Annotated in this window: 25 protein-coding genes and 1 riboswitch; of the genes, 4 read left to right on the plus strand and 21 right to left on the minus strand. The window is 30.7% G+C overall.

The annotated features are described in order from the left end of the window. Nucleotides 1-15: 15 nt before the first annotated feature. From BUB70_RS07415 to BUB70_RS07450, 8 genes are all read right to left on the minus strand, one after another. Nucleotides 16-429: a hypothetical protein gene (locus BUB70_RS07415; RefSeq protein WP_073120118.1), complete on the minus strand. Its 414-nt coding sequence runs from the start codon at nt 427-429 to the stop codon at nt 16-18. A 15-nt stretch (nt 430-444) separates the two neighbouring features. Next, nucleotides 445-1,452 (minus strand): endonuclease/exonuclease/phosphatase family protein, encoded by a 1,008-nt coding sequence (locus BUB70_RS07420; protein WP_073120121.1) that lies wholly within the window; start codon nt 1,450-1,452, stop codon nt 445-447. A 3-nt stretch (nt 1,453-1,455) separates the two neighbouring features. After that, the gene (locus tag BUB70_RS07425) at nt 1,456-2,301 is read right to left on the minus strand and encodes a rhomboid family intramembrane serine protease (protein WP_073120124.1); all 846 of its coding nucleotides are present in this window, start codon (nt 2,299-2,301) and stop codon (nt 1,456-1,458) included. 4 nt (nt 2,302-2,305) lie between these two features. Continuing rightward, a complete protein-coding gene (locus BUB70_RS07430) occupies nt 2,306-3,049 on the minus strand; it encodes a rhomboid family intramembrane serine protease (RefSeq protein ID WP_073120128.1) in 744 nt (247 codons plus the stop codon). A gap of 4 nt (nt 3,050-3,053) precedes the next feature. Then, entirely contained in the window at nt 3,054-4,928 is a 1,875-nt protein-coding gene (gene mutL / locus BUB70_RS07435; protein WP_073120131.1) for a DNA mismatch repair endonuclease MutL, read from the minus strand. Between the two features lie 17 nt (nt 4,929-4,945). Then, on the minus strand, nt 4,946-5,290 hold the full coding sequence (locus BUB70_RS07440; protein ID WP_073120134.1) for a hypothetical protein: 345 nt from the start codon (nt 5,288-5,290) through the stop codon (nt 4,946-4,948). A gap of 71 nt (nt 5,291-5,361) precedes the next feature. After that, nucleotides 5,362-5,841: a 6,7-dimethyl-8-ribityllumazine synthase gene (gene ribH / locus BUB70_RS07445; RefSeq protein WP_073120138.1), complete on the minus strand. Its 480-nt coding sequence runs from the start codon at nt 5,839-5,841 to the stop codon at nt 5,362-5,364. A 65-nt stretch (nt 5,842-5,906) separates the two neighbouring features. Then, nucleotides 5,907-6,686, minus strand: a complete 780-nt coding sequence (locus BUB70_RS07450) for a tetratricopeptide repeat protein (RefSeq protein WP_073120141.1) — start codon at nt 6,684-6,686, stop codon at nt 5,907-5,909. 138 nt (nt 6,687-6,824) lie between these two features. Between BUB70_RS07450 and recF the strand changes: the two genes are divergently transcribed. Continuing rightward, nucleotides 6,825-7,907, plus strand: coding sequence for a DNA replication/repair protein RecF (gene recF / locus BUB70_RS07455; RefSeq protein ID WP_073120145.1), 1,083 nt, complete (start codon nt 6,825-6,827; stop codon nt 7,905-7,907). Further along, the gene (locus BUB70_RS07460) at nt 7,907-8,227 is read left to right on the plus strand and encodes a DciA family protein (protein WP_073120148.1); all 321 of its coding nucleotides are present in this window, start codon (nt 7,907-7,909) and stop codon (nt 8,225-8,227) included. Before recF ends, BUB70_RS07460 begins: the two co-directional genes overlap by 1 nt. Here the strand turns inward: BUB70_RS07460 and BUB70_RS07465 are convergent, their stop codons facing one another. Next, nucleotides 8,228-10,438, minus strand: a complete 2,211-nt coding sequence (locus BUB70_RS07465) for an endonuclease MutS2 (RefSeq protein WP_073120151.1) — start codon at nt 10,436-10,438, stop codon at nt 8,228-8,230. A 72-nt stretch (nt 10,439-10,510) separates the two neighbouring features. Between BUB70_RS07465 and ung the strand changes: the two genes are divergently transcribed. Next, nucleotides 10,511-11,221 (plus strand): uracil-DNA glycosylase, encoded by a 711-nt coding sequence (gene ung / locus BUB70_RS07470; RefSeq protein ID WP_073120153.1) that lies wholly within the window; start codon nt 10,511-10,513, stop codon nt 11,219-11,221. On the opposite strand, the gene BUB70_RS07475 is transcribed toward ung, so the two are convergent. The 9 genes from BUB70_RS07475 to BUB70_RS07515 form a co-directional block, all read right to left on the minus strand. After that, nucleotides 11,194-11,544, minus strand: a complete 351-nt coding sequence (locus BUB70_RS07475) for a translation initiation factor (protein ID WP_073120155.1) — start codon at nt 11,542-11,544, stop codon at nt 11,194-11,196. The genes ung and BUB70_RS07475 overlap by 28 nt on opposite strands. Next, nucleotides 11,537-11,785 carry a hypothetical protein gene (locus BUB70_RS07480; RefSeq protein WP_073120157.1) on the minus strand — a complete coding sequence of 83 codons (249 nt, stop codon included), beginning with the start codon at nt 11,783-11,785 and terminating at the stop codon, nt 11,537-11,539. Before BUB70_RS07480 ends, BUB70_RS07475 begins: the two co-directional genes overlap by 8 nt. A gap of 56 nt (nt 11,786-11,841) precedes the next feature. Next, on the minus strand, nt 11,842-12,801 hold the full coding sequence (locus tag BUB70_RS07485) for an isopenicillin N synthase family dioxygenase (protein ID WP_073120159.1): 960 nt from the start codon (nt 12,799-12,801) through the stop codon (nt 11,842-11,844). Nucleotides 12,802-12,804: 3 nt separating this feature from the next. Further along, entirely contained in the window at nt 12,805-13,530 is a 726-nt protein-coding gene (locus tag BUB70_RS07490; protein ID WP_073120161.1) for a DUF6048 family protein, read from the minus strand. Continuing rightward, entirely contained in the window at nt 13,511-13,975 is a 465-nt protein-coding gene (locus tag BUB70_RS07495; protein WP_143155260.1) for a DUF6452 family protein, read from the minus strand. Before BUB70_RS07495 ends, BUB70_RS07490 begins: the two co-directional genes overlap by 20 nt. A 112-nt stretch (nt 13,976-14,087) precedes the next feature. After that, nucleotides 14,088-15,917 carry a DEAD/DEAH box helicase gene (locus tag BUB70_RS07500; RefSeq protein WP_073120166.1) on the minus strand — a complete coding sequence of 610 codons (1,830 nt, stop codon included), beginning with the start codon at nt 15,915-15,917 and terminating at the stop codon, nt 14,088-14,090. Nucleotides 15,918-16,006: 89 nt separating this feature from the next. Then, complete coding sequence (locus BUB70_RS07505; protein ID WP_073120168.1) at nt 16,007-16,249, minus strand: VF530 family protein; 243 nt, start codon at nt 16,247-16,249, stop codon at nt 16,007-16,009. A 38-nt stretch (nt 16,250-16,287) separates the two neighbouring features. Further along, the gene (locus tag BUB70_RS07510; protein WP_143155261.1) at nt 16,288-19,137 is read right to left on the minus strand and encodes a TolB family protein; all 2,850 of its coding nucleotides are present in this window, start codon (nt 19,135-19,137) and stop codon (nt 16,288-16,290) included. A 10-nt stretch (nt 19,138-19,147) separates the two neighbouring features. Then, nucleotides 19,148-19,828 (minus strand): LysE family translocator, encoded by a 681-nt coding sequence (locus BUB70_RS07515; protein ID WP_073120173.1) that lies wholly within the window; start codon nt 19,826-19,828, stop codon nt 19,148-19,150. A 95-nt stretch (nt 19,829-19,923) separates the two neighbouring features. Here BUB70_RS07515 and BUB70_RS07520 point away from each other — a divergent pair, with 95 nt between their 5' ends. After that, nucleotides 19,924-21,543, plus strand: coding sequence for an ABC-F family ATP-binding cassette domain-containing protein (locus BUB70_RS07520; protein WP_073120176.1), 1,620 nt, complete (start codon nt 19,924-19,926; stop codon nt 21,541-21,543). Nucleotides 21,544-21,619: 76 nt separating this feature from the next. On the opposite strand, the gene BUB70_RS07525 is transcribed toward BUB70_RS07520, so the two are convergent. From BUB70_RS07525 to BUB70_RS07535, 3 genes are all read right to left on the minus strand, one after another. Next, nucleotides 21,620-22,516 carry a hypothetical protein gene (locus tag BUB70_RS07525; protein WP_073120179.1) on the minus strand — a complete coding sequence of 299 codons (897 nt, stop codon included), beginning with the start codon at nt 22,514-22,516 and terminating at the stop codon, nt 21,620-21,622. 110 nt (nt 22,517-22,626) lie between these two features. Continuing rightward, nucleotides 22,627-22,835, minus strand: a riboswitch (cobalamin riboswitch). Between the two features lie 93 nt (nt 22,836-22,928). Further along, the gene (locus BUB70_RS07530) at nt 22,929-23,213 is read right to left on the minus strand and encodes a DUF3817 domain-containing protein (protein ID WP_073120182.1); all 285 of its coding nucleotides are present in this window, start codon (nt 23,211-23,213) and stop codon (nt 22,929-22,931) included. Between the two features lie 69 nt (nt 23,214-23,282). Beyond that, nucleotides 23,283-23,738, minus strand: coding sequence for a hypothetical protein (locus tag BUB70_RS07535; protein ID WP_073120186.1), 456 nt, complete (start codon nt 23,736-23,738; stop codon nt 23,283-23,285). Between the last annotated feature and the right edge of the window lie 152 nt (nt 23,739-23,890).

A 23,890-nucleotide genomic window follows, 5' to 3' on the forward strand; every position in this document is an offset into this window, starting at 1 on the left:
GTATTTTGTAAAGTGTTATTTACTTTTCCTGTAAGTGTGTTTTTTATATTCAATATCTCCTTTTTGACATTTGTCAATGGCGGGTGTAATATTAATAAATTCAGAATCTAATACTTCTTTTGGTCCTTTATCTAAATACCAAAAAGTTAATCTAATTCTTTTCCCTTTTCTACATCTAAAAGTATACATTCCAGGATCAGTAACCCAACCATTATATCTTAAATCAGAGGTATTGATATTTTCTCTTATAGGGATTCTAAAATCATTAAAAATAGAGTAGACTTCTATTTCTTTTTGTATGTCAATTTTTTCATACGTTTTCTCAGTCTCTTTTACTTCATCTTCAAGAGGGACTTCCCTTTGTGAATAAACATCAATACTGATAAAGCAGAGTATAAAAAATAGTAGAAAAAAATGTTCTTTTATCATTTCAAAATAAAGATACTAATTATTTAAATTGATTCTTGCCATTATAGGATAGTGATCTGATAAATTTACATCATAAGTAGTAAATTTGCCAACTTCCATAGTATTATCTGGTAATATAAAATCTATTCTAAATGGAAAGAAATAATGGTAAGATTTACCAAAGTTGATGCCAGCTTCTACAAAAGCATCTTTTCTGCCTTCCATAATTTCATGATAATTCCATGAAAAAGCAGTATTGTTAAAGTCTCCTGCAACAATAGTTCGGTACTTACAATTTTTAATATGCTCTTTTAGTACTTTAATTTGATGAGATTGTTCTTTAAAAACAGACTTAAATCTTTTAACCAAAGCTTCATTGTCTTTATCTCCGTAATGTTCTTTTTGAGTATCTATTCTAAAAGATTGTAGATGTACATTGTAAACCCTCACAATTTCTTTGTTAATTTTTAAATCAGCATAAATAATATTGTTAGCTGTATTTTTAAAGTTGATAGCTCCTTTGTTTAATATTTTATATTTACTGTATATGGCAATACCACTAGCGCTAGTTTTGTAAACATATGTATTGGTTATATTAAGACGTACATTTTTTTCGTTGGTATATTCTTGGAAAAAAACAATATCAGGATTTTCTTTATTTACAAAATCACAAATATCTTGCTTTATAGTTGGAGATTTTATCCAATTGTAAACGTTAAAACGTCTTACGTTAAAGGACAAAAGTTTAATGTCACTATCCTTAATAACTTCTTTATTATCTAATACATAAAAATCATGAATATGTGATAAGCCAATAAGAATTGAAATGGCCGATAATAAAAAATGAAGTTTTAGTTTTACAACCCAAAAAACAACAAAAGTAATATTGATGATTAGTAAAATAGGATAAGCCAAACTCAATATGGCAATACCAGGGTGTTTCTCGGGATCTATAAAAGGTAAAGCGTAGGTAAACAGTAATAAAATAGAAACAAGACTATTTATAAAAAACAGAAACTTGTCAAAAAAGTTCAACTTTTTCATTCCTTATTTTTTACCTTGTTGAAATAAAAATTCTTTTTCTTCTTTATTTAAAGAATCGTAGCCAGATTTGCTTATTTTTTCCAGAATGATATTTATTTTTTGTTGAACCTCACTTGGTGTAGGTGTTGATTTTCTTTTGTTTGTTGATTTGTAACTTGTTTTTAACGGAGATTTTCTTTTAAAAGTATTTTTAAAAGGGTTAGAAAAAGAAATTTTATTTTGATAATAAATGGCTAAAAAACCATACAAAGCTCCTCCTAAATGAGCTAAGTGTCCGCCTGCATTTCCATCGGGTAGTTGTACCAAGTCTAAAGCCACAAAAATTAATGCAATCACCCAAAGTTTTACAAATCCAATAAATCTTAGTTTTAATTCATAATTTGGCATATAGGTGGTCAATCCAATTAAAATAGCCATAATTCCAGAAGAAGCACCAACCAATGTTGCATTTTGACTTTGTAGAGCAGGAAAAAAATTATAACTAAAAATAAAAATAAGTCCTCCAAAAACAGTTCCCCACAAATAAAAAGAAAGTAGTTTTTTAGGAATAAAATAATCAACAAATAAATTTCCTATGTAGTATAAAAAAATCAAGTTGAATAGCAGATGAATAAACCCACCATGCATAAAACCATAAGTAATTAATGTCCATGGTTTTATTAAAAATTCATCAACCGAAGCAGGTAAAGATAGCCAAGTGTAAAAAACATTTCCATTGCTACCAAAAAGCCATCCTAAACTACCCAGTAAATAAGTAACAATAAAAACAGCAATGTTTATAAATATGAGTTTTTCAACCACAGACCCATATTCATACTTATGTTTTATTTGTGCAAAAATATTGTTCATAATATTAATACATTCTATATTGATTTTTCTTCCAAATATAAGCCATAATTAGACCAATAACTGCACCACCTACGTGGGCAAAATAAGCGGTGTTTACAGGACTTAATAGAGGTTGACCAGTAAGTCCAGAAATTAAATCAGCAATTACAATTACAGGAATAAAATATTTTGCTTTTACTGGCAACACAAAGTATAAGTAGATTTCTGAGTTTGGAAAATACCAAGCATAACCAGCTAACAAACCAAAAATAGCACCAGAGGCTCCTAACATTTGCATGTTGTAAATTCCATATGATTTAGCAATTAGAACACCTACATTATTATTAGGTAATTGACTGTATAGTTGTGATTTAGTAAGACTGAATAGTTCGTGAATTTCTTGTTTACTAGACCCCATATTAATTAAAGCATCTACAGCACCTGTAAATTCAAAATGACGTTCTAATAAATAAATCAAACTCGCCCCAATCCCAGCAGAAAAGTAAAAGAATAAAAATTTATTCTTTCCAAATACCTGTACCATAGGTGTTCCAAAAAAATACAAAGCCAACATGTTAAAAAAGATATGTCCTATGCTACCATGCATAAACATACTTGTGACTAATTGCCAAGGTTTAAAGTTAGGGTTGTCAAAATAATGCAAGTTAAACATCGCTCCCAAATCTATGTTTTGCATGCTTATAGTAGCAACAAAAAATAAAATATTGATGATGATGATATCTTTGATAATATCGGGTACTCTGCTCATAATCCTAGTCGGTATTAAAAATAATGTCTAGTTTTTTACTATTTACAGAAGTATAAATTTTCTTTCTAAATGGTGATATATTAGCCTCTTTACAGGCAAATAAATCTTGGATTAAAACTTCTTGTTCTACCTCTGTTAATTTTGTTCCAGTCTTTATGGCTAGTGTTTTTGCTAATGATTTTGCAATCATATCTAACTGACTAAAACTGTTTTCTTGAATGTCTTCTTGAAAATCTTCTATCAATTGTTCAAAAACCATGCTAATCTGACTTTCACTAATAGTCGTTGGAATACCTGACACAATTACATGATCTTTAGACATATCTTCAAACATAAATCCCGTACTTTCTAACTCTTCTTTAATGTTTTGTAGAATGTGTAATTCTTGTTTGCTATAACTAATACTAATTGGGAAAAGTAGTTGCTGGCTAGAAGCTTCTTTTACTGTAATGTTAGATAAAAAGTTTTCGTACAACACTCGTTGATGTGCCAAATGTTGATGCACCAAATAGGTTCCTGTATTTAAATTACATAAAATGTATTTATTTTGAATCTGAAAAGTGTCTTTTACCAATTTAGTTTCCTTGGTTTCAAATAATTGCGGATTCAATTCATTTTCAACAACAGGAGTATTGGCAATAGATTCTAAACCATTGTATAAAGTTTCCCAACTTCCTTCATTCTTTTTTGATGAAAAAGATTTACCACCACTAAAACTACTTGTGGTAGATTTTGTTTCTTTTTCTTGAAAAGGGTTAAAGTTAGATTCCGTTTTAAATGGATTAAAATTAGGGTCTACTTCAATTTTTGGAGTACTAATAGGTTTGTCTTTATAGCTATAAGGCGTTTCTAAATTTTTGTCTTTGGTAAAATCTAGTGCAGGCATAATGTTATATTGACCCAAACTGTGTTTTACTGCAGCTCGTAATATTTCGTACAATACTTTTTCGTTATCAAATTTCACTTCTGTTTTGGTTGGGTGAATATTAATATCGATGGTATTGGTAGGTACTTTTAAATATAAAAAATAACCAGGATGCGTTCCTCTTTCTGTTAATCCTTCAAAGGCTGCATTGATGGCATGATGCAAATATGGACTTTTGATAAATCGATCATTTACAAAAAAGAATTGTTCTCCACGTTTCTTTTTAGCAAATTCAGGTTTCATAATAAATCCACTAAGTTTTAAAACATCAGTATCTTCATCAATAGGAATTAACCGTTCATTGGTTTTTCCTCCAAAAATATTGACTACTCGTTGTTTTAAATTTCCTGCTGGGAGATTAAAAATTTCTGAGTTATTATGATTTAGGATAAAATGAACATCTGCATGTACCAAAGCGACACGTTGAAATTCATCAATAATATGTCTGGTTTCTACAGCATCGGATTTTAAAAAATTTCTACGAGCAGGAATGTTAAAAAATAAATTCTTAACAGCTGTGTTGGTTCCAACAGGAGTAGGGACAATTTCTTGATTGGTAATTTTACTTCCTTCTATTTGGATACAAGTTCCTAGTTCCTCATCAGCTTGTTTGGTTTTCATTTCTATTTGAGCAATAGCAGCAATAGAAGCCATTGCTTCTCCACGAAAACCTTTGGTCGATAGATTAAATAAATCTTCGGCTTCTCTAATTTTAGAAGTAGCGTGTCTTTCAAAACAAAGTCTCGCATCCGTTTCAGACATCCCCGTTCCATCATCAATTACTTGAATAAGAGTTTTTCCTGAATCTTTTAAAATTAGGTGTATGTTTTTTGCTCCAGCATCAATAGCATTTTCTAATAGTTCTTTAACTACGGATGCAGGTCTCTGAACCACCTCACCAGCTGCAATTTGATTGGCAACATGATCAGGTAATAGTTGAATAATGTCAGACATATTTGTATTAACGAGTCTTATTTTTTACCAATAGATATCCATATTGCTTCAACAACTTTAGTGAAGCCTTCTTTGGCATTAATGATTTTATCAAAATTGAATAATCCCCAAGTAAATAGTGAAAGAATTAGAACAATCAATAAAAGTCTATAGGTTGAACTTTTGTCGTCAAAAGCAGAAGCCTTTGATCTTGACCATTCATTTTTTAAGTTGTTTTTAGATAGCGTTACTGTGTGCTCTCCATCATTTTCTCTTTTATAACGTTCTTCTAAAGCCTGTATACGCTCCTTACGCTCGTCGTAATAACGAGGTTTGTAGTTAAATACATAGTGACCTATGGGTTTGAAAGGGGTTTTAAACATGGCTTATAAAAAAAACATTATTGTCAAATTTAAGAAAAATTCGACAATAATGCTTTGTATTTGGTAGGGGATTAGCGTTTGTTTAAAGCAGCCATTTTAATAGCAGCCACAGCACACTCAATTCCTTTGTTTCCTAGTTTACCTCCAGATCTCTCTAGAGATTGTTGTTTTGTATTGTCTGTAAGTACACAGAAAATAGTTGGTGTATTGTATTGTATGTTCAAGTCTTTAATTCCTTGAGTAACTCCTTCACAAACAAAATCAAAATGTTTTGTTTCTCCTTGAATTACGTTTCCAATAGCAATAATAGCATCTACATTTCTGCTCTCTAACATTTTTTTACATCCGTAAATTAACTCAAAACTTCCTGGAACTTTCCAAGTAATGATATCTTCTTCGGCAACACCGTTGTCTAATAGAGTATCAATTGCTCCTAAAGTTAAATTTTCAGTAATTTCAGGATTCCATTCAGAAGTAACAATTCCAAATCTAAATCCTTTAACGTTAGGTAAGTCTTCTTTATCGTATGCTGATAAGTCTGTAGTAGCCATGTTTTTTAGTTTATGGTTGTTTGTTGTTAGTTATTAGCTATGAACTAAGAACTAGAAACCAACAACTAATTATTAGCGTATTTAGCTTGATTGATGTACAAATCGATGTTTTTTGCTTGAGATGAATTTGGGTAATTTTCCTTTACATTTTCAAATAAATCCTCTGCTTTATCAAAGTTTTTTAAAGTCAAAGCAACTTTACCTGCTTTCATTAAGTAAACAGGAGCAATGGCATTATTAGTAGCATTTTCACCAGCCTTAGCAAAATATAATAAAGCTTCGTTAAGGTCATTACTAGCCAAAGATGCATCACCAATGCTTCCAGCAACAGTCGCATTTAAAACAGGATCTTTAGTATCTACGTCTTTTAAATAATCAATTGCTTTACTGTATTCTTTTAAGTTTAAGTAAGAAATTCCAGCGTAGTATTTAGCTAAATTACCAGCCTCTGTACCAGAGTAGTTTTCAGCGATATCAACCAATCCATAATTTCCTTCAGCACCTTCTAAGGCAGTGGTAAATAATGTTTCATCTGTACCAGCAGTTGCTTTTGTAAATTCTTGTTTTGCAAAAAATAAAGCATCGGCAGCTTCTTTTTCTTTAGGAGCAGCAATAAATTGACTATATCCCATGTATCCAAAAATAATTAATACGGCAGCAATTAATCCAATAAACAATGGTTTGCTATTTTTTTCAATCCATTTTTCTGAGATGTTTGCGGTTTCATCTAAAGTATTAAATACCTCGGCAGTAGTACTATGTTCAGTGTTCCCTGTATTGTCTACAATTACTTCCTCTTCAACTTCATTCGTCTTTTTGTAACCTCTTTTTTGATATGTAGCCATTGAAATATGTTATGTTTTTAATAATTAATTTAAATCTGAGTTGGACAAAAATAGTTTTTTTAATCGAATATCAAAACACAGGATTCAGCAAAAAAAATGATAAATTGCACTTCCTTTTTTAATAGCGTAAAAACAAACATGCATCTTCAGAAATTATCTTTGGTAAATTATAAAAATATCACATCAGAAAACTTTGATTTTGATGCTAAGATTAACTGTTTTATTGGAAACAATGGAGTAGGGAAAACCAATGTGTTAGATGCAATCTATTATTTGTCTTACACTAAGAGCTATTTTAATGCGGTAGCTACCCAAAATATTAAGCACGGCGAAGAGTTTTTTTTGATAGAGGGCGATTATTTGTTAGAAGATGAACGTTTGGAAAAGATTGTTTGTAGTCTTAAAAAAGGAACTAAAAAAATAGTGAAACGAAACGGAAAATCTTACGAAAAGTTTTCTGATCATATAGGGAATTTTCCTTTGGTGATTATTTCACCATCAGATAGAGATTTGATTATTGAAGGAAGTGAAACTCGAAGAAAATTTATGGATGGGGTTATTTCTCAACAAGATAATACCTATTTACAAAACTTAGTGAACTACAATAAAATACTAACACAGCGTAATGCTTTGTTAAAGTATTTTGCAGCTAATAGAACTTTTGATGCCTTGAATTTAAGTGTTTATAATGAACAATTATTAGAATTGAGTGATTATATTTATGAAAAACGTGTTTGGTTTTTAAAAGAATTTGCTCCTATTTTTAATGAGTGTTATCAAGAAATAAGCAATTCTAAAGAAGAGGTGGGTTTGTTGTATAAAACACAGTTAGATGAAGCTCCTTTGTTAGAGTTGTTTGAACAAAATTTGGGAAAGGATAGAATGCTACAGTATACTTCTGTAGGAATTCATAAAGATGATTTACAGTTTGAATTGAATGGATATCCTATTAAAAAATTTGGTTCTCAAGGACAGCAAAAATCCTATTTAATAGCTTTAAAATTGGCTCAGTTTGAGTTTATGAAACAAGTAACCGGTAAAAAACCAATTCTTTTGTTTGATGATATTTTTGACAAACTTGATGAAAATAGGGTTACACAAGTCATCAACTTGGTAAATAAAGATCATTTTGGTCAGATATTTATTACTGATACGCATGGAGATAGAACTGAAAATGTAGTTAAAAGAACAGATCAACCCTATAAAATATTTCACTTGTAATGGCTAAAAAAAGAATAGATCAGCGAACTGTTAGAAATAATGAAGCCAATCCTTTAAGTGATTTGATGAAACATTTTATCAAAGCAAATAATTTAGAGCAAGGGTTTCAGAAAATTAATGTAGAAGAAGAGTGGGTAAAATTAATGGGACCTGGGGTTAAATCTTATACTGAAAAAATAAGTTTAAAAGGAGGAACGTTAATAGTTAAAATATCATCAGCAGCTTTAAGAACAGAGTTGAGTTATGGAAAGGAGAAAATCCTAACCATGATGAATGAAGCTCTTGGGGAAGAGTTGATAAAAAAAGTGATTTTAAATTAATTACTTTTTTCTCTTTGCAGAAACTACCAATTCAATTTTATCTAAAGTCGTTGCAGTAGTAAACATTCCGTAGTTAATGGTTACTTTTTTCTTGTCAATTTTTTCTATGACTCCACAAGCTCTACCGTCAATTAATCTAACCTTATCATCAACTTTAAATACATAGCTAGCTTTTTTCTCGGCGGCTATTTTTTCTTCTTTTATTTTTTCTTTTCTTACTTCAACAACCTTTGTTAAAACTTCTTCTTCTGTTTTTTTCAAAGCAATTTCAGCTTTTTTCTTGGCAACTTTTTCTTTTACTTTTTGAGGTTTTGATTTTTTTACCTTCGGATGAGCAATATCATACTTAGATTTTTCAATCATCACCCATTTATCCAATTCCGTTTTAAACTCTTTTTTATTATTGGTTTGGAAGTATTTATTAATCAATTCATTTATTTTTCTACCAATACTCAATATCTTTTGATTGGTGTCATACAACGTCTGAAAACTTTCTAATTTGTCTTGAATTTTAGCTTCTTTTTCTGCCAAAACATCAGCATATTCTTTGGCTTTAGAACTTTGCTGCTCCATGTCCAGAGTGTTACGTTGCAAATTGCTTCGTTCTTGCTGTAATTTAGAAATGGTTTTGTCAAAACGGACTTTAGATTTGTCTATTTTCTTTTTAGCTCGGTTGATTAAACTGTATGGAATTCCATTTTTTTGTGCTACTTCAAAAGTAAATGAACTTCCTGGTTGACCAATTAACAAAGTAAACATAGGTTCTAATGTTTTACTATCAAAAGCCATGTTGGCATTCACCACGTTTTCTAACTCATCGGCTAATACTTTTAAATTGGTATAGTGAGTGGTAATAACTCCATAAGCTCCTACATTATAAAATTCTTCTAAGAAAATTTCGGCCAATGCTCCACCTAATTCGGGATCGGAACCAGTTCCAAATTCATCAATTAAAAACAAAGTATTGTTGGTGCATTTTTTTAAAAAACCACGCATGTTTTTTAATCGATAACTATAAGTACTTAATTGGTTTTCTATAGATTGATTGTCTCCAATATCTGTTAAAATATGATCAAAAAAGTGAGTGGTACTGTTTTCATGTACAGGTATTAAAACGGCACTCTGAATCATAACTTGTAACAATCCAATGGTTTTTAAGGTAATACTTTTACCACCTGCATTGGGACCAGAAATAACAATAATTTGCTGTTTTTCTCCTAATAATAATGACTGGGGAATAACAGGTAGATTTCTTGATTTGTTTTTTTCTAATAAAATAGGATGATATGCATTGATGTAATTGATCTCATGATTTTTAGAGAACTCAGGTTTTACACCGTTTATTTCTTTGGCATAAAATGCCTTTGCTTTTAATACATCTAAGGCTACTAAAAGTTTTATATATTCTTCTATTAATGGAGCAAAAGGTCTGATTTCATTAGTAAGAATTCTTAAAATTCTATCAATCTCTTGTTTTTCTTCTAATAAAAGTTCTTGTAATTGTCTGTATAAATTTAAAGTGTTTTGTGGGGCAATAAATACAATGCTTCCCGTTTTAGAAGTCCCTAAAATACTTCCTTTTACTTTTTTTCTGTGAATGGATTGTACAGCTAAAACAGGTTGGTTTTCTATGATAGACTCTCTAATATCATCTAAATATCCTGCTTTGTTATATTTTGCCAATTCACTATTAAAAGAAGTGCTGATTTGACTTCTAACATCGTTTAATCTTTTTCTAATTTGATTTAATAACTCTGATGCTTTGCTCTGAACTTCTCCATAATTGGTGATGATTTTAAAAATAGCATCTACAATGTTTTTGGTGAATTCAATATTTTCCGTTAGTAAAGATAAAGTAGGGTAGTAGTCTTTAAATTTTTGAAAATGAACAATTAGTTCGTTTGAGGTATTAGAAATATTAGCAATTTTTAAAAAAGCTTCTGGTAATAACTTACTGTTTTCAATTTTTAAAAGTTTTATTTCTTTGTCAACATCATCAAAGTAATGATTTGGAATTCTATTTTCACTTACCAAAGAACCCAAGTATTCATTTACTTGTGCCAAAGCAATTTCTAAATCAGGTTTGTTTGCATAAGGAACAATGTTCTTAACTAGCTCTTTACCTTTTTCTGAAGTACAATGTTTGGAAATGCTTTCTAAAATAATAGAAAACTCTAAATCTTGTAATGTTTTACTTTGTATTTGACTCATGCTATAATTGTATACTTACTGTATATATTGTTATTTTGTAAGCGATACAAAAATACACATTCAATAATAAATATGCAGAACCTACTACAAAATGATTGGCATGAACTATTACAAGAAGAATTCACCAAATCTTACTGGTCTAATTTGGTTGAAAGGGTAGAGAGTGTATATGAATCAAATATTTGTTACCCGCTTAAAAAAGAGGTGTTTAATGCTTTTAAATGTTGTTCTTTTAATGAGTTAAAAGTGGTGATAATTGGACAAGATCCATATCATGGAAAAGGTCAGGCCAATGGTTTGTGTTTTTCATATGTTGGAAATCAAAAATTTCCACCTTCGTTAAAAAACATTTATAAAGAAGTTTCTGATGATTTAGAAATTGAGATGCCCAATAATTTTGGAGATTTAACTGCTTGGGCAAAACAAGGTGTTTTGTTGTTAAATGCTACTTTAACAGTAACAGAAGGAAAACCGAATACTCATCAAAAATTTGGATGGAATCAATTTACAGATGCTGTAATTCAGAAAATATCATCAGAAAAACAAGGAGTTGTCTTTTTACTTTGGGGAGGTTTTGCTCAGAAAAAAGAAGCTTTAATTGATATAAAAAAACACAGGATTTTAAAAGCTACACATCCTTCACCATTAGGAGCCAATAAAGGCGGTTGGTTTGGTTGTAAGCACTTTTCTAAAACAAATGAGTATTTAAAAAGTATAGGAAAAGAAGAAATAAAATGGAAGTTAATTAATGAAAATCAACCTCCAACTCTTTTTACTTTATAACCATCTTTGGTTAAAATTTCCATGATTTTATCTCGGTGATTTCCCTGAATAATAATTTCACCATCTTTAATACTTCCACCAACACCACATTTGTTTTTAAGTATTTTACCAAGCGCTTTTAAATCGTCATCAGTACCCACAAAACCTCTAATGATAGTTACGGTTTTACCACCACGACCTTTGTTAGAAAAAACGGCTTCTAATTGTTGTTTGTTATTAGGTAAAGTTTCAGTTTGATCCTCACCATTGTCAAAATAAACATCTTCATTGGTAGAATATGCAAAAGCTCCTAATGCTGATAGATCATTTAATTTTTTAGCCATTTAAATCTTTAATTTGTTTTTGTTTTACAAATATAAGAATTGATAATAACTCAAGAAATAACCCAAAGAGAATTGGGTAATAAAAAGGGAAAGTATAATCAGATATTTTTACCTCTCCTATAAATACACCAAATAATATAAAAATGGTTCCTAATAAAATGAAAAATAGCTTGGGTCTGTCTAAAATTCTATTTTTTCTTTTTGAAGTCCTCTTTCTTTCATTGTGTCTTTTTTTATCCATTCTTCATTTTTTAACAAAAATAATAAAAATAGTTTAGTGAAAAGAGTTGTTTTTTGCTATTTAATCAATCCTAGCTCTTTGAGTCTCTCAAATAAAAAGTCTCCTGCAGTAATGTCTTCAAACTTTTTTGGGTTGTTCGCTGATACACAATTGTCTAAACAAGTTAAGTCCATTGTTGGTACCGGGTGCATAAAAAATGGAATAGAATAACGAGAAGTACCCCAAAGTTCTTTAGGAGGATTAATCACTTGATGAATGGTCGATTTTAATTTGTTGTTGGTTAATCTAGACAACATATCACCTACATTAATCATCAATTCATCTGGTTGTGCAATGGCATCAATCCAATCTCCTTGCAAGTTTTGTACTTGTAAACCTTTTCCCTGTGCCCCCATTAATAAAGTGATCAAGTTGATGTCTCCATGAGCAGCAGCCCTAACGGCTCCTTTAGGTTCTGTTTGAATAGGAGGATAGTGTATGGGTCTTAAAATACTATTTCCATTGTGAATATATTCATCAAAATAAGTTTCTTCTAATTCTAGAAAAATAGCCAAAGCTCTTAAAACATATTTAGCTGTTTTTTCTAATTGCTGATAAACTTCTTTTCCTACTTTATTAAAATTAGGAAGTTCTTCAACAATAATATTCGGAATCAATACTTTTTGTAAAGCTTCAGATAACACCTCGTTTTTATCAACATATTGTCCAAAATGCCAAAATTCCTTTAAATCTCCTTCTTTTTTTCCTTTTGCACTTTCTTTACCAAACGAAGTGTAACCTCGTTGTCCACCCAAGCCATCAATTTCATACTTATCTTTAATCTCTTGAGGCAGATTAAAAAAGTTCTTAATTTCCTGATATAATTCATCAATCAATTCATCTGATAAAAAATGTCCTTTTAAAGCAACAAAACCAATATTGCTAAAAGCATTTCCTATTTGTGATACAAAGGCTTGTTTGTTTGAAGGATTATTTGATAAAAATTGTTGTAAATCAACAGATGGAATTTTTTGCATGATTTATTTTTTATATAAAGGAATTCTGTAAGAAATGGTATAATTGATATTTGCTCCGGATCCGTTTTTAGATATTTTTCCAATTCCAGGACTGTAAGTACTTTTATAGTTATCCGGATTGTTGGTAGATATTACTTTACTAAAACTAACCATAAATCCTAAAAATAGATTCTTAAAAGTTTCCACTTTTAAACCAGCAACAAGTTCAAACCAATGTGTGTTTAGGTTGTTGTATTTTTCTCCAATAGTTGTTTTTGGATCAAAATACTCTCCATTTTGAAATATGGTATAACTGTTTAAATTATCATTATAAACACTAGTACCATATCTGGCTCCAAGAAAAGTTTCGTTATCCATATCTAACCAGTTGGTATATAGGTTATAGTTTACCCCTAATTTTAAATAACTTCCACTAGCAGTATGATTAAAATAATCTTCTTGAATAGTTCTTTTGGTATAGCCTAATTCCCCAGCAGCAAATAAACGAGTATTAATTCTCCAGTCAGCAATAATTTCTCCACCTTTAAAGTCTGCTTTTTCTATAAAAGATAAGGCTGGTTTTACCAAATCTACCCCAATGCGTAAACCATAAGTTTTAGGATTGTAAAAAGCCCCAACACTATCTCTTTTAATAGTTTTGATACTATTTAAAGTGTCTTTTTCTTTACTCTGCGCTGTACTAACCAAGGAACAAAGTAAAATAAGGCAACTAATGAAATATTTTAACATGCGCTTGAGTTTGATCTGTGATATTGAATGTTGAAGTTGGAGTAGCAGAGGAAAGCCAGTTGTTATGAGTCGTTGTGATACTAACATCTTTAAATATACTTTTAAAACCACAGGCTTTAGATACAAACACATCTTCAGTGGTATAATTAATATTGATGTCTTCCTGACTATTTGGATTGTCTAAAATAGAAATGTGATATGTAACATTGTTATTTTGAGTATCTAAAGGAATAGATAATGAATCTGTATTTATTCCATTATATAAAGTGTCTTTTGAATTAGCCCGAACAATTAATTTAATAGATTTTGTTTTTGTAATGGTGTCTTTATCGTAAAAACGAATAATTAGGTTTGGAGTAGTTGCATCTAAGCAAAATTCATCTTGACAACTAAATATAGTTGCAGAGAAAGTTACCAATAAAAGCAATGACAGTAGTTTTTTCATGTTGTCAAAGATAAAAGATTTCATTAGAAAGTAAACGGAGAACGACACAACTTAGCATAAAAAAAGAGGACTATTTAATAGTCCTCTTTTTTAATATGTTTTGTACAGAAATTTAGTCTCTTTTACGTCCCCATGATTTGTTTTGAACACGTCCTGAAGTAGCGCTACGGCTAGAAGTTTCTCTGTTTCCAGATCCAGACCCTTCTCTACGTTTACCTTTAAAGTCACCACTGTCTCTACGAGGTCTATCGTTTCTTTCTCCTCCACGGAAATTTCCACCGTCTCTACGAGGTCTTCTGTCTCCACGACCACCTCCGCTAGAGCGACGTTTTTTAGTGATTTCTACATTTACACCTCTTCCTTCAAATTCAGGGGCATTGGCTAAAAATGCATCAAGGGTTTCTTTTTCAAAATTTTTGTCTAATTCAAAGAAAGAAAAAGTATCTAAAATTTCAATTTGTCCAATCTCTACGTTGTTGGTAATGTTTTGATCATTGATCAATCCCATTAAACGAGGAGGTGTTAAATTGTCTTTTCTACCAATGTTGATAAAGAAACGAGACATGTTTTCATCATCTCTTCTTCTTCCTCTATCATCACTTTCTCTTGCAGGTCTATTGTCGTTAATGTCATTAGCTTTAGAATAGTATTCTAAGAATGCATTAAATTCAACAGAAATAAATTTTTGAATCAACTCTTCACGAGACAATCCTTCAAATTGTTTATAGATATTATCTAAATAACCAGAAATTTCTTTGGTGTTAATTTCAGTGTTTTTTACTTTTTCAACCAATTTAAACAATTGAATTTCACAAATTTCTTTTCCACTAGGAACTTCTTTTTTGATGAATTTCTTTTGAATTTTACGTTCAATAGGTCTTAATTTACCAACTTCTCTAGCAGTTACTAATACAATAGAAACCCCTTTGTTACCAGCCCTACCTGTACGTCCGCTACGGTGTGTGTAAGCTTCGTTTTGGTCTGGTAATTTATGGTTAATTACGTGTGTTAAATTGTTTACATCTAATCCACGAGCAGCAACGTCTGTAGCTACTAACATTTGAACTGTTTTGTTACGGAACTTTTGCATTACGTTATCACGTTGTGCTTGAGATAAGTCTCCATGTAAAGAATCTGCATTGTATCCGTCTGCAATTAATTTTTCTGATACTTCTTGACATTCACGTCTAGTTCTACAGAAAATAATTCCGTAAATATCAGGATTTACATCAGCAATACGTTTAATAGCAGCATAACGGTTCCTTTCTGTAACTACGTAATATTCGTTACTAACATCATCAGAACCAGTGTTTTTTGTACCTGCAGAAAGCTCTACGGGTTGGTGCATATAGTTACGTGCAATTGCTTCAACTTCTTTTGGAAAAGTTGCAGAGAATAATAAAGTTTGTTTGGTTGATGGAGTAGATTCTAACACTGCATCCAAATCGTCTTTGAATCCCATGTTTAACATCTCATCAGCTTCATCTAAAACCAACCATTGTAAGTTTTCTAGTTTTAGTCTTCTTCTGTTAATTAAATCAACCGTTCTACCTGGAGTACCTACTACAATTTGTGCTCCTTTGTTTAATTTTCTAGTTTGGTCTTCAATACTTGCTCCTCCGTATACAGTTACAACTTTTAAACCTCTAATGTTTTTAGAAAATTTTTCTATTTGATCTCCAATTTGAACTGCCAACTCACGTGTAGGAGACAAAATAATTGCCTGTACATTGTTGTTGTTAACATCAATTTGTTGAATAATTGGTAAACTAAAAGCAGCTGTTTTTCCTGTTCCTGTTTGTGCAAAAGCCTTTAAATCATCAGTGGATGATATTACTTGTGGAATTGCTTTTTCTTGAATTTCTGACGGAGTTTCATACCCCATCTCTATCAAAGCTGAAAGAATTTCTTCTTTCAACCCTAATTCGCTAAATGTCGACATATAAGTTTGTTTATGATCCACAAACCTATACGACAAGTTTGCAAATCTGATTATAAAAATGCAAATGTACGCTATTTACTTAGAACTACCTATAGATTATGCAACTCTTTATATTCTAACCAATCTAAGTATAAATCTTCCGTACGTTTCCTAGCCCAAGGCATGGTTCTTAGGAACTTTAAACTACTTTTAAAGGTAGGATTATTACCAAAACATTTGATTCCAGTCTCTTTTTCCATCTCTTCCCAACCTAAATTTTCAATTAATTCAGCAAGAATATCAGCTAATTTTATTCCGTGTAGCGGATTATTGGGTTGTTGATTTGAGGTCATTTGTTTCTTTTTGATGCAAATTCAAGTTAAATAGATGTTTAGAAAGATAAGTTTGTGGCTAAAATAAATTGAAATCCACTAGAATTATTTCCTAATAGGTTTTCTTTTAATAAATGTGAGTATCTAATTCCTGCAGAAATGGGCAATACATTAAAGTAAACATTGTCAAATAAAACTTCTGTTCCCGTAGAATTATAAGTTTGTGTTTTATATTCTTCTTTGATATTATTACTGGTTAATTTTCCAATACCATAATCATAAAATAAATTGGCTCTAATTCTTTTAAAATAAATCAATCCAGCAAAGCCAAAATCTGGATAAGCCAATGGCAAATCATAATTAAAACTAATGGATTTAAACTCATCATTTAAAGGAGCGCTGTAACCTCTAGGATAAATATAATAATCACTAAATTGATAAGTATTGCTTAGTTTTTCTTTTTGATAAGCTCCTCTTATTCTAAGATTATGATTTTTAGAAACTCCAGGTAAATAGAGGGTTGTATTGATGTTAAATTGATTACCATTATCAGTGTTTAAAAAGTCAGCCCTTTTACTCATATCCATGGCAAAACCCATACGTGGACCAATATTTTGTAAAGCGGTTCTCTTATAAGTACTAAAAGAAAGTCCTGCATTATATGCAGTAAAACTTTTTTGATTAAAAACAGTTTTAGAGTTGTTTAAAATAAATTGATTTCCTTCTACATAAGGTTCAAAATTAGTGATGTAATTTCCCTTGTACCAAGTAAGTGGAATCCCTATTTTTAAACCTAAATTGGTTTCATCAAAATCTAGAAGATTAAGGCTATTACTTACATTGTCTTCAAAAATAGTTTGTCTATTTGTTTTGTTAGCACTAAACGTTATTTCTGGATAGAATCTTGAAATTACAATGTTTCCATTGTAAAAAATAGCATTGTTTTCATTATGATTGATACCACTACTAAAGTTAACAGCAACATCATTCAACATATTTACCGCTCTTAGGTTTATAGAAGATACTGAAGATGATGGAATAATTCCCCAAGTATGGAATTTTAATCCTTTAAACAATCCGTGGTAGTTTTTGGTGTTATAGGTAGTTGTACTGTCTATTTTAGTTAAAATATTTCCACCTTCAGTTTGATTGGCTACTGTATTAAATTGCTCCATTCTATTAGGTTCTTGGTAACTAATAAAAGAATTCTTTGGTATCAATTTTTGTGATGAAATTAGAAAACCCTTTGAACTGAATTCTGTAAACATCAATTGATCTTTGTAGATACTAGGTTGAAAAGCCCCAACTTTTACAGAAGTTTCTTTATTGATTTTTTTACTTCCTTGTAAATCTGTGCTGTAAATATTGTCGATTCCTAAATAACTAGCGTTAAAATAAACCTTGTTTTGAGTCACAAACGGAGTTTCTATAGTATGCGAAGTCCAAGGAGTTAACTCTGTTGTTTCACCATTTTCAATATTTATTTTAACCAAACAAAGCTTTCCGTTTTCTTTTATAATGGTAATAATGTTTTTTCCGTCAGTAGTCCAAGCGGTTCTAGATAAAAAGTTGTTCCTCGGATTTTCAAAAGTTTTTTCTATTTGTCCTGTTTTTGTATTTAAAATACAAAGGTTGAATTCCTCCAGAGAGCTAATATTAATAATGGCAATTTTAGTTCCATCGGGAGAAATAGAAGGTGAAAAATAACGTGTATGTTTGGTCAATCTTTTTTTCTGATTTGTTTTTAAATCATAAAGAACAATATCAGAATAATTTTGTGCTCCTCTACGTGGATTTCTGGTGCTTTCTGTCCAAGCCAACAAATTTTGATTGTATGATAAAAAATCATCATTGTTAATTCCAATGGAAGTAATCTTAGTTTCTTTTCCGTTGCTTATTTTCACTAATTCATCCGTAGTGTTATAACTTTTTTTTCTAGCAATTACAGTATTGTTGTTTAATAGAATAGGATAACTATAGGTAGTAATTGTTTTAGGTGATTTTTTAAGGAGCGGAGTGGTGGCAATCAACGCTGTGTTTTCTAATTGAGTTTGAGTTTTTTCTTTAAATTCTTCCCAAGATTTTTTATATAAATCTTTAGTTCCTTTTAAATCTGTATGTCTTTTAATGGCTTTAGAAAAAGGATAAATCAGCCCATCATAAGCAGTTGATTCTTTTAAAATATCGGCAATGACATCGTTTCCATAATGATTTCTTAAATAAGTCAACATCATATACCCTAAAGGATAATGATTTGGAAGCATGTCTTTATAAGATCCATTTCTGTTTTTTAAATAAGAATAATCAATGTTTTCAGCAATCAAAGCTCTTTGTTGTAAGGTAAAATAAGGACTTCTACCTCTACCAGAATCACTCAAAGCAGTTTCTGTAATCACGGCATCTCCTTCGTAATACCAATTAGGCAACACCATATTGTTTACCACAGCCCAATAAGATTCTCCACCCAAATAATAGAAAAAGTTAACAATTCCGTTTTTAGCATTGATGTTTTGTAACACATGTCTGTATTCATGAATTGACAATACATCTAACCAACCTAAAGAACCGAGAGATAAATTGCTTTGTGGCGGTGTTCCATAAAACTCACTTCTAAAAGGAGCCAAGCCTACATATCCATTGGGAATGGTGGTTTGGGTTTGTAAAACAATATCAATCTGTCTTTTTTTGTTTCCTATAGAACGTCTGTTGTTTTGATCCATGTAATTAATAATCCTAGCAATCCTTTCTGCTTGTGGATTCATTCCATTTGGATAAATTACTCTAACTGCCGGAGAACTTATGATTTGCCAATTTTGTCCCAAAGGATGTCCTCCAAAATATTGTTGTGCATTTAAACATGTTGATACAAGTAATAATATTTTGAGTAATAACTGTTTATTTTTCATCATGATGTGAAATCTAATTTTTAGGAGTTTCAATATAACTATCAAAGTTAAAATCGCTTTTAGGTATAAAACCTTTTAGAGTCATAAAAACCCCAAAAACAATTAAAATAATTCCCATTATTTTTTTGATTTGAAGCACTACTTTGGGTGTTAATTTATGTTTTAATTGTTTGGCTAAGAGTATTTTTCCAATATCAGTCACAAAATAACTGATGATAATAATGGTGAAATACCAAAAAATAGAAGTTGAATTCATATCCAATGCAGGACCAATAACTACAATTAAACCTAGCCAAAAAGCTAAGACACCAACGTTGATGAAGTTTAATAGAAATCCTCCTAAAAAAAGTTTTAAATACTCGTTGGTAGAAGATATTTTTAGTTTTATTTCATCATCAGATTCTTTTTTATTGTCTTTGCTAAATACAGTAATCAATCCATAAATAATTAAAATAATACCTCCAACTATAAACAATTTAGGATCGTTTTTAATCTCTTTTAAGAAAGGTCTACTTCCAAAATAAGCAATTAAAATAAAAGAAACATCACCCAAAATAACGCCTAAATCAAAAGCAATAGCATGCCTAACTCCTTTTAAAATACTGGTTTGTATAAGTTTAAAAAATACAGGTCCTATCATAAAAGCTAGAAAGAACCCAATAAACACTGCGTTTTTAAGGTGAAAAAAATCCATTAATTAAAGATATAAATTCTTATGAAAGCTCTTTGAAATCTAAGCAGTTTTCTTTATCAATTTTGTATTTTTGCACCAAATTAAAAATAAGAGTCATGTTAACAGTTTCAAATCTATCGGTACAGTTCGGAAAAAGAGTGTTGTTCGATGAAGTGAATACAAAATTCGTACAAGGGAATTGCTATGGTATTATTGGTGCCAATGGAGCGGGGAAATCTACTTTTTTAAAGATTTTATCTGGGAAGATGGAAGCAACCTCTGGTCATGTTACTTTAGATCCAGGAAAACGTATGTCGGTATTAACTCAAGATCACTATGCCTATGATGAATATACGGTTTTAGAAACGGTATTGATGGGTAACAAAGAGTTGCACAAAATCAAAACAGAGATTGATGCTTTGTATGCTGATTACACTGATGAAAATGCTGAGAAAATAGGTGAGTTACAAGTTCGTTTTGAAGAAATGGATGGATGGAACGCCGATGCAGCAGCTGCAACCATGTTATCTAACTTAGGAATTAAAGACGATTTACATTATACTTTATTGGCCGATTTGGACGGTAAAACTAAAGTACGAGTGTTATTAGCACAAGCCTTGTTTGGAAATCCTGATGTATTGATTATGGATGAGCCTACCAACGACTTGGATTTTGAAACCATTGCTTGGTTGGAAAATTTCTTAGCTAATTATGAAAATACAGTGATTGTTGTATCGCATGACCGTCACTTTTTAGATGCTGTTTGTACTCATATTTCAGATATCGATTTTGGAAAGATCAATCATTACTCAGGAAACTATACTTTCTGGTATGAGTCTTCTCAATTAGCGGCAAAACAACGTCAACAAGCCAATAAAAAAGCTGAAGATAAAAAGAAAGAATTAGAAGACTTTATTCGTCGTTTTTCTGCCAATGTTGCCAAGTCAAAACAAGCGACTTCTCGTAAAAAAATGATTGAAAAGTTAAATGTTGATGAAATTCAACCTTCTAGCCGTAGATATCCAGCAATTATTTTTGATAGAGATAGAGAGGCAGGAGATCAAATTTTAAACATAGAAAACTTATCAAAATCTTTTGAAGGAGAAACTTTGTTTAAAGATGTTGATATCAACTTAGCAAAGGGAGATAAAGTTTTAGTGGTTTCTAAAAATTCTAAAGCAGTAACTTCTTTTTACCAAATTATAATGGGGAATGAGTCTGCTGATACCGGAGAATACAAATGGGGAATAACTACGAACCAATCTTATTTACCATCTGACAATTCATCATTTTTTGTAGATGAAAAATTAAACTTGGTAGATTGGTTACGCCAATATGCAAAAACTGAAGAGGAAAGAGAAGAAGTTCATTTAAGAGGTTTCTTAGGAAAGATGATTTTTAGTGGAGAGGAAGCTTTAAAGAAATGTAATGTATTGTCTGGAGGGGAAAAAGTACGTTGTATGTTGTCTCGTATGATGATGACCAGAGCTAATGTTTTGGTGTTGGATGAACCAACCAACCACTTAGACTTAGAATCTATTCAGGCTTTAAACAACTCGTTAAAAAACTTTAAAGGAACGGTATTGTTTTCAACGCATGACCACGAGTTTGCACAAACAGTGGCGAATAGAATTATAGAAATTACACCTAAAGGAGTGATTGATAAATACGCAACATTTGATGAGTACTTAGACGATCCAAAAATTAAAGAATTAAGAACTAAAATGTACGAATAGTATATTTATCTAAATAAATAAAAATCCCCATTTGAGAAATTAAATGGGGATTTTTTGTAAATATAAATAATGTTAATTATTCTTCTGTTTCTCTCAAAGATAAATCTTCTGCTCCTTTAATTTCGGTAGAAAATTCTCCTAGAAAACCTAAACTTTCTTGAGCTCCAGTATATACTTTAATAAAGTCAATTCCACGTAAACTAACAGAGTTTAAGTTTTGATCAACAGCCCAATCAATATCAAATACATTTCCGTTTCCATTTGCTTGATAATCTGAATTGAAATTATCTGCATATCCCCATTCAAGAGGCTCTATGCTAACTAATCCACCACTGTTAATGGTTGGGAAAATTCTAGTTCCAGAATAAGTAACAGTTTCTTGTTCTTCAATAAATAAAGGATATTTATTTATGGTTCCAGCCTTTATAACACCATTATTATTAAAGTTATCTACCCAGGGTACATCTTCAGTATCATTATTAGGGTTCGTATAGGTGGTTTCATAATTTAACAATGTGTTATTGTTTTTGTGAGCACTTCCAGCAATTTCATACCAAGTATCATCAGCAATTCCATTCCCGTTTTCGTCAAAAGAGACTTGTACAATTCCAGGTTCAGAAAATCCTGAAAAAGCATTTCCGTAAATAATGAAGTCATTCTCATTTTTCATATTTGGAATTGTATGATCAAAAGTAAAGATGATAGATCCTCCCCAAGCACCAAGAGATACTAATCCCGTTTTGTCTCCAATAATTGATTCAGATGACTCAAGATTACCTAAATTCTTATTGGTATACTGTCCTGGTCCCGGACGGTAGGATAAGACCTCAGAAATGTATGGACTACTTTCTGTAGTAATAGGTCTAGAGTACATCTCAAAAAGATCGACTTCTTCAATAGATTCTTTTTTACAAGCTGTAAAAGTAGTGAATGAAAGGCCTAATAAGGCCATTAAAAATGATTTGTTGTTCATTTGTTTGTATTTAAAATAATTGATAATAATTTTATTTTAAAAACAAAACAGCAAGGAATGATCGGATAAATCCAATAAAAATTTACCCAAAGCTATAACTCCCGAAAGCTTTGTTTTTTCGATGAATGGCAGGTATTCTGACTCGTTTCGTTTGTGTAACCCTTCCCATCAAAACTGACAGTGGTATTGTTAACAAATTTTTTCTGAATAAACAGAGAAACTTACAGCAGCGGGTACTGTTCAGGATTTTCACCTGATTCCCTTTTCATTACGACTTTTTATATTCTAAAAGCAGCAAACCAAAAATCAGCGCGAAAGTAGTTTATTTTAGTAGGATTAAATGAATATTTTAGATAAAAAAAGCCCAATCTTAAATTTAAAATTGGGCCTTTGTATAAGTTGTTGTGGTTCTTTATTTTAACTGTAAGTATTTTTTATCAGCATAAAAAGTTCCAAAAGGCAAAATGGAACACACTAATATAATTGCAAACTCTTTTGTAGACCATTTTTGTTCACTTTTTAGCAAAAAAGCCATTATTACATATGTTACAAATAACAAACCATGTGGCATTCCTAAGGTTTTAACTATAACATCGTTTCCTGTAAAGTGTTTTAAAGGAGAACCTATTCCTAATAGTAATAAATATGAAATACCTTCTAGTAAGGCAATAATCTTAAAGTTTTTTAATGTAATCATCTGTATAAAAATTGAGTAGCTCAAAAATACTAAAACAAAAAATCCCAACCTTTATTGTTGGGATGTTTTTTAAGAATGTTTTATCAAAGATTCAATTTTATGTTTTTTCCAATACTGCATTAACACAAAGGTACTAATAACACAAGATGCCATGGCTTCTACAGTCATAGAAAACACCACTTTTGGTAGAGTTAAATTATTACCCCAAAAAGAAGTGCTTTGTAAAGTCATCATTAAAGAATCATCTATTAGTGTAATATACATTACTAAGGAGGCAATTACTCCAATAATTCCTAACAAACCAGTAGAAAATCCCATTGATAAGTTGGTTAAATAATTATTGTCCATATTCTCATGGATATTATTTCTTATTGAATTGTTAATTCCCCAAATAACAAATAGAATATTTAATATTCTAAATTCTACAACTTCAGCCATCCCAATCAGTTTCATGAAAAAGTAAAATCCAACAATGGCTGCATATATTTTGGCAGCATTTTTTAATACTATTTTTTGATTAGTCATAATGATAAATTTTTTGTTGTTCTACCTAATTTACTTAAAATTAATGAGATAACAAAAAGTGTCTATGACCCGTTACAAAAAAATATTTGATATTTTACCTTTGGAAAAGAAAAGCAATGATAATGAGGGTAGTTTTTTGAATTCTTTTATTT

The sequence above is a fragment of the Wenyingzhuangia marina genome, from assembly GCF_900130035.1.
In the GTDB taxonomy this organism is placed as follows: Bacteria; Bacteroidota; Bacteroidia; order Flavobacteriales; family Flavobacteriaceae; genus Wenyingzhuangia; species Wenyingzhuangia marina.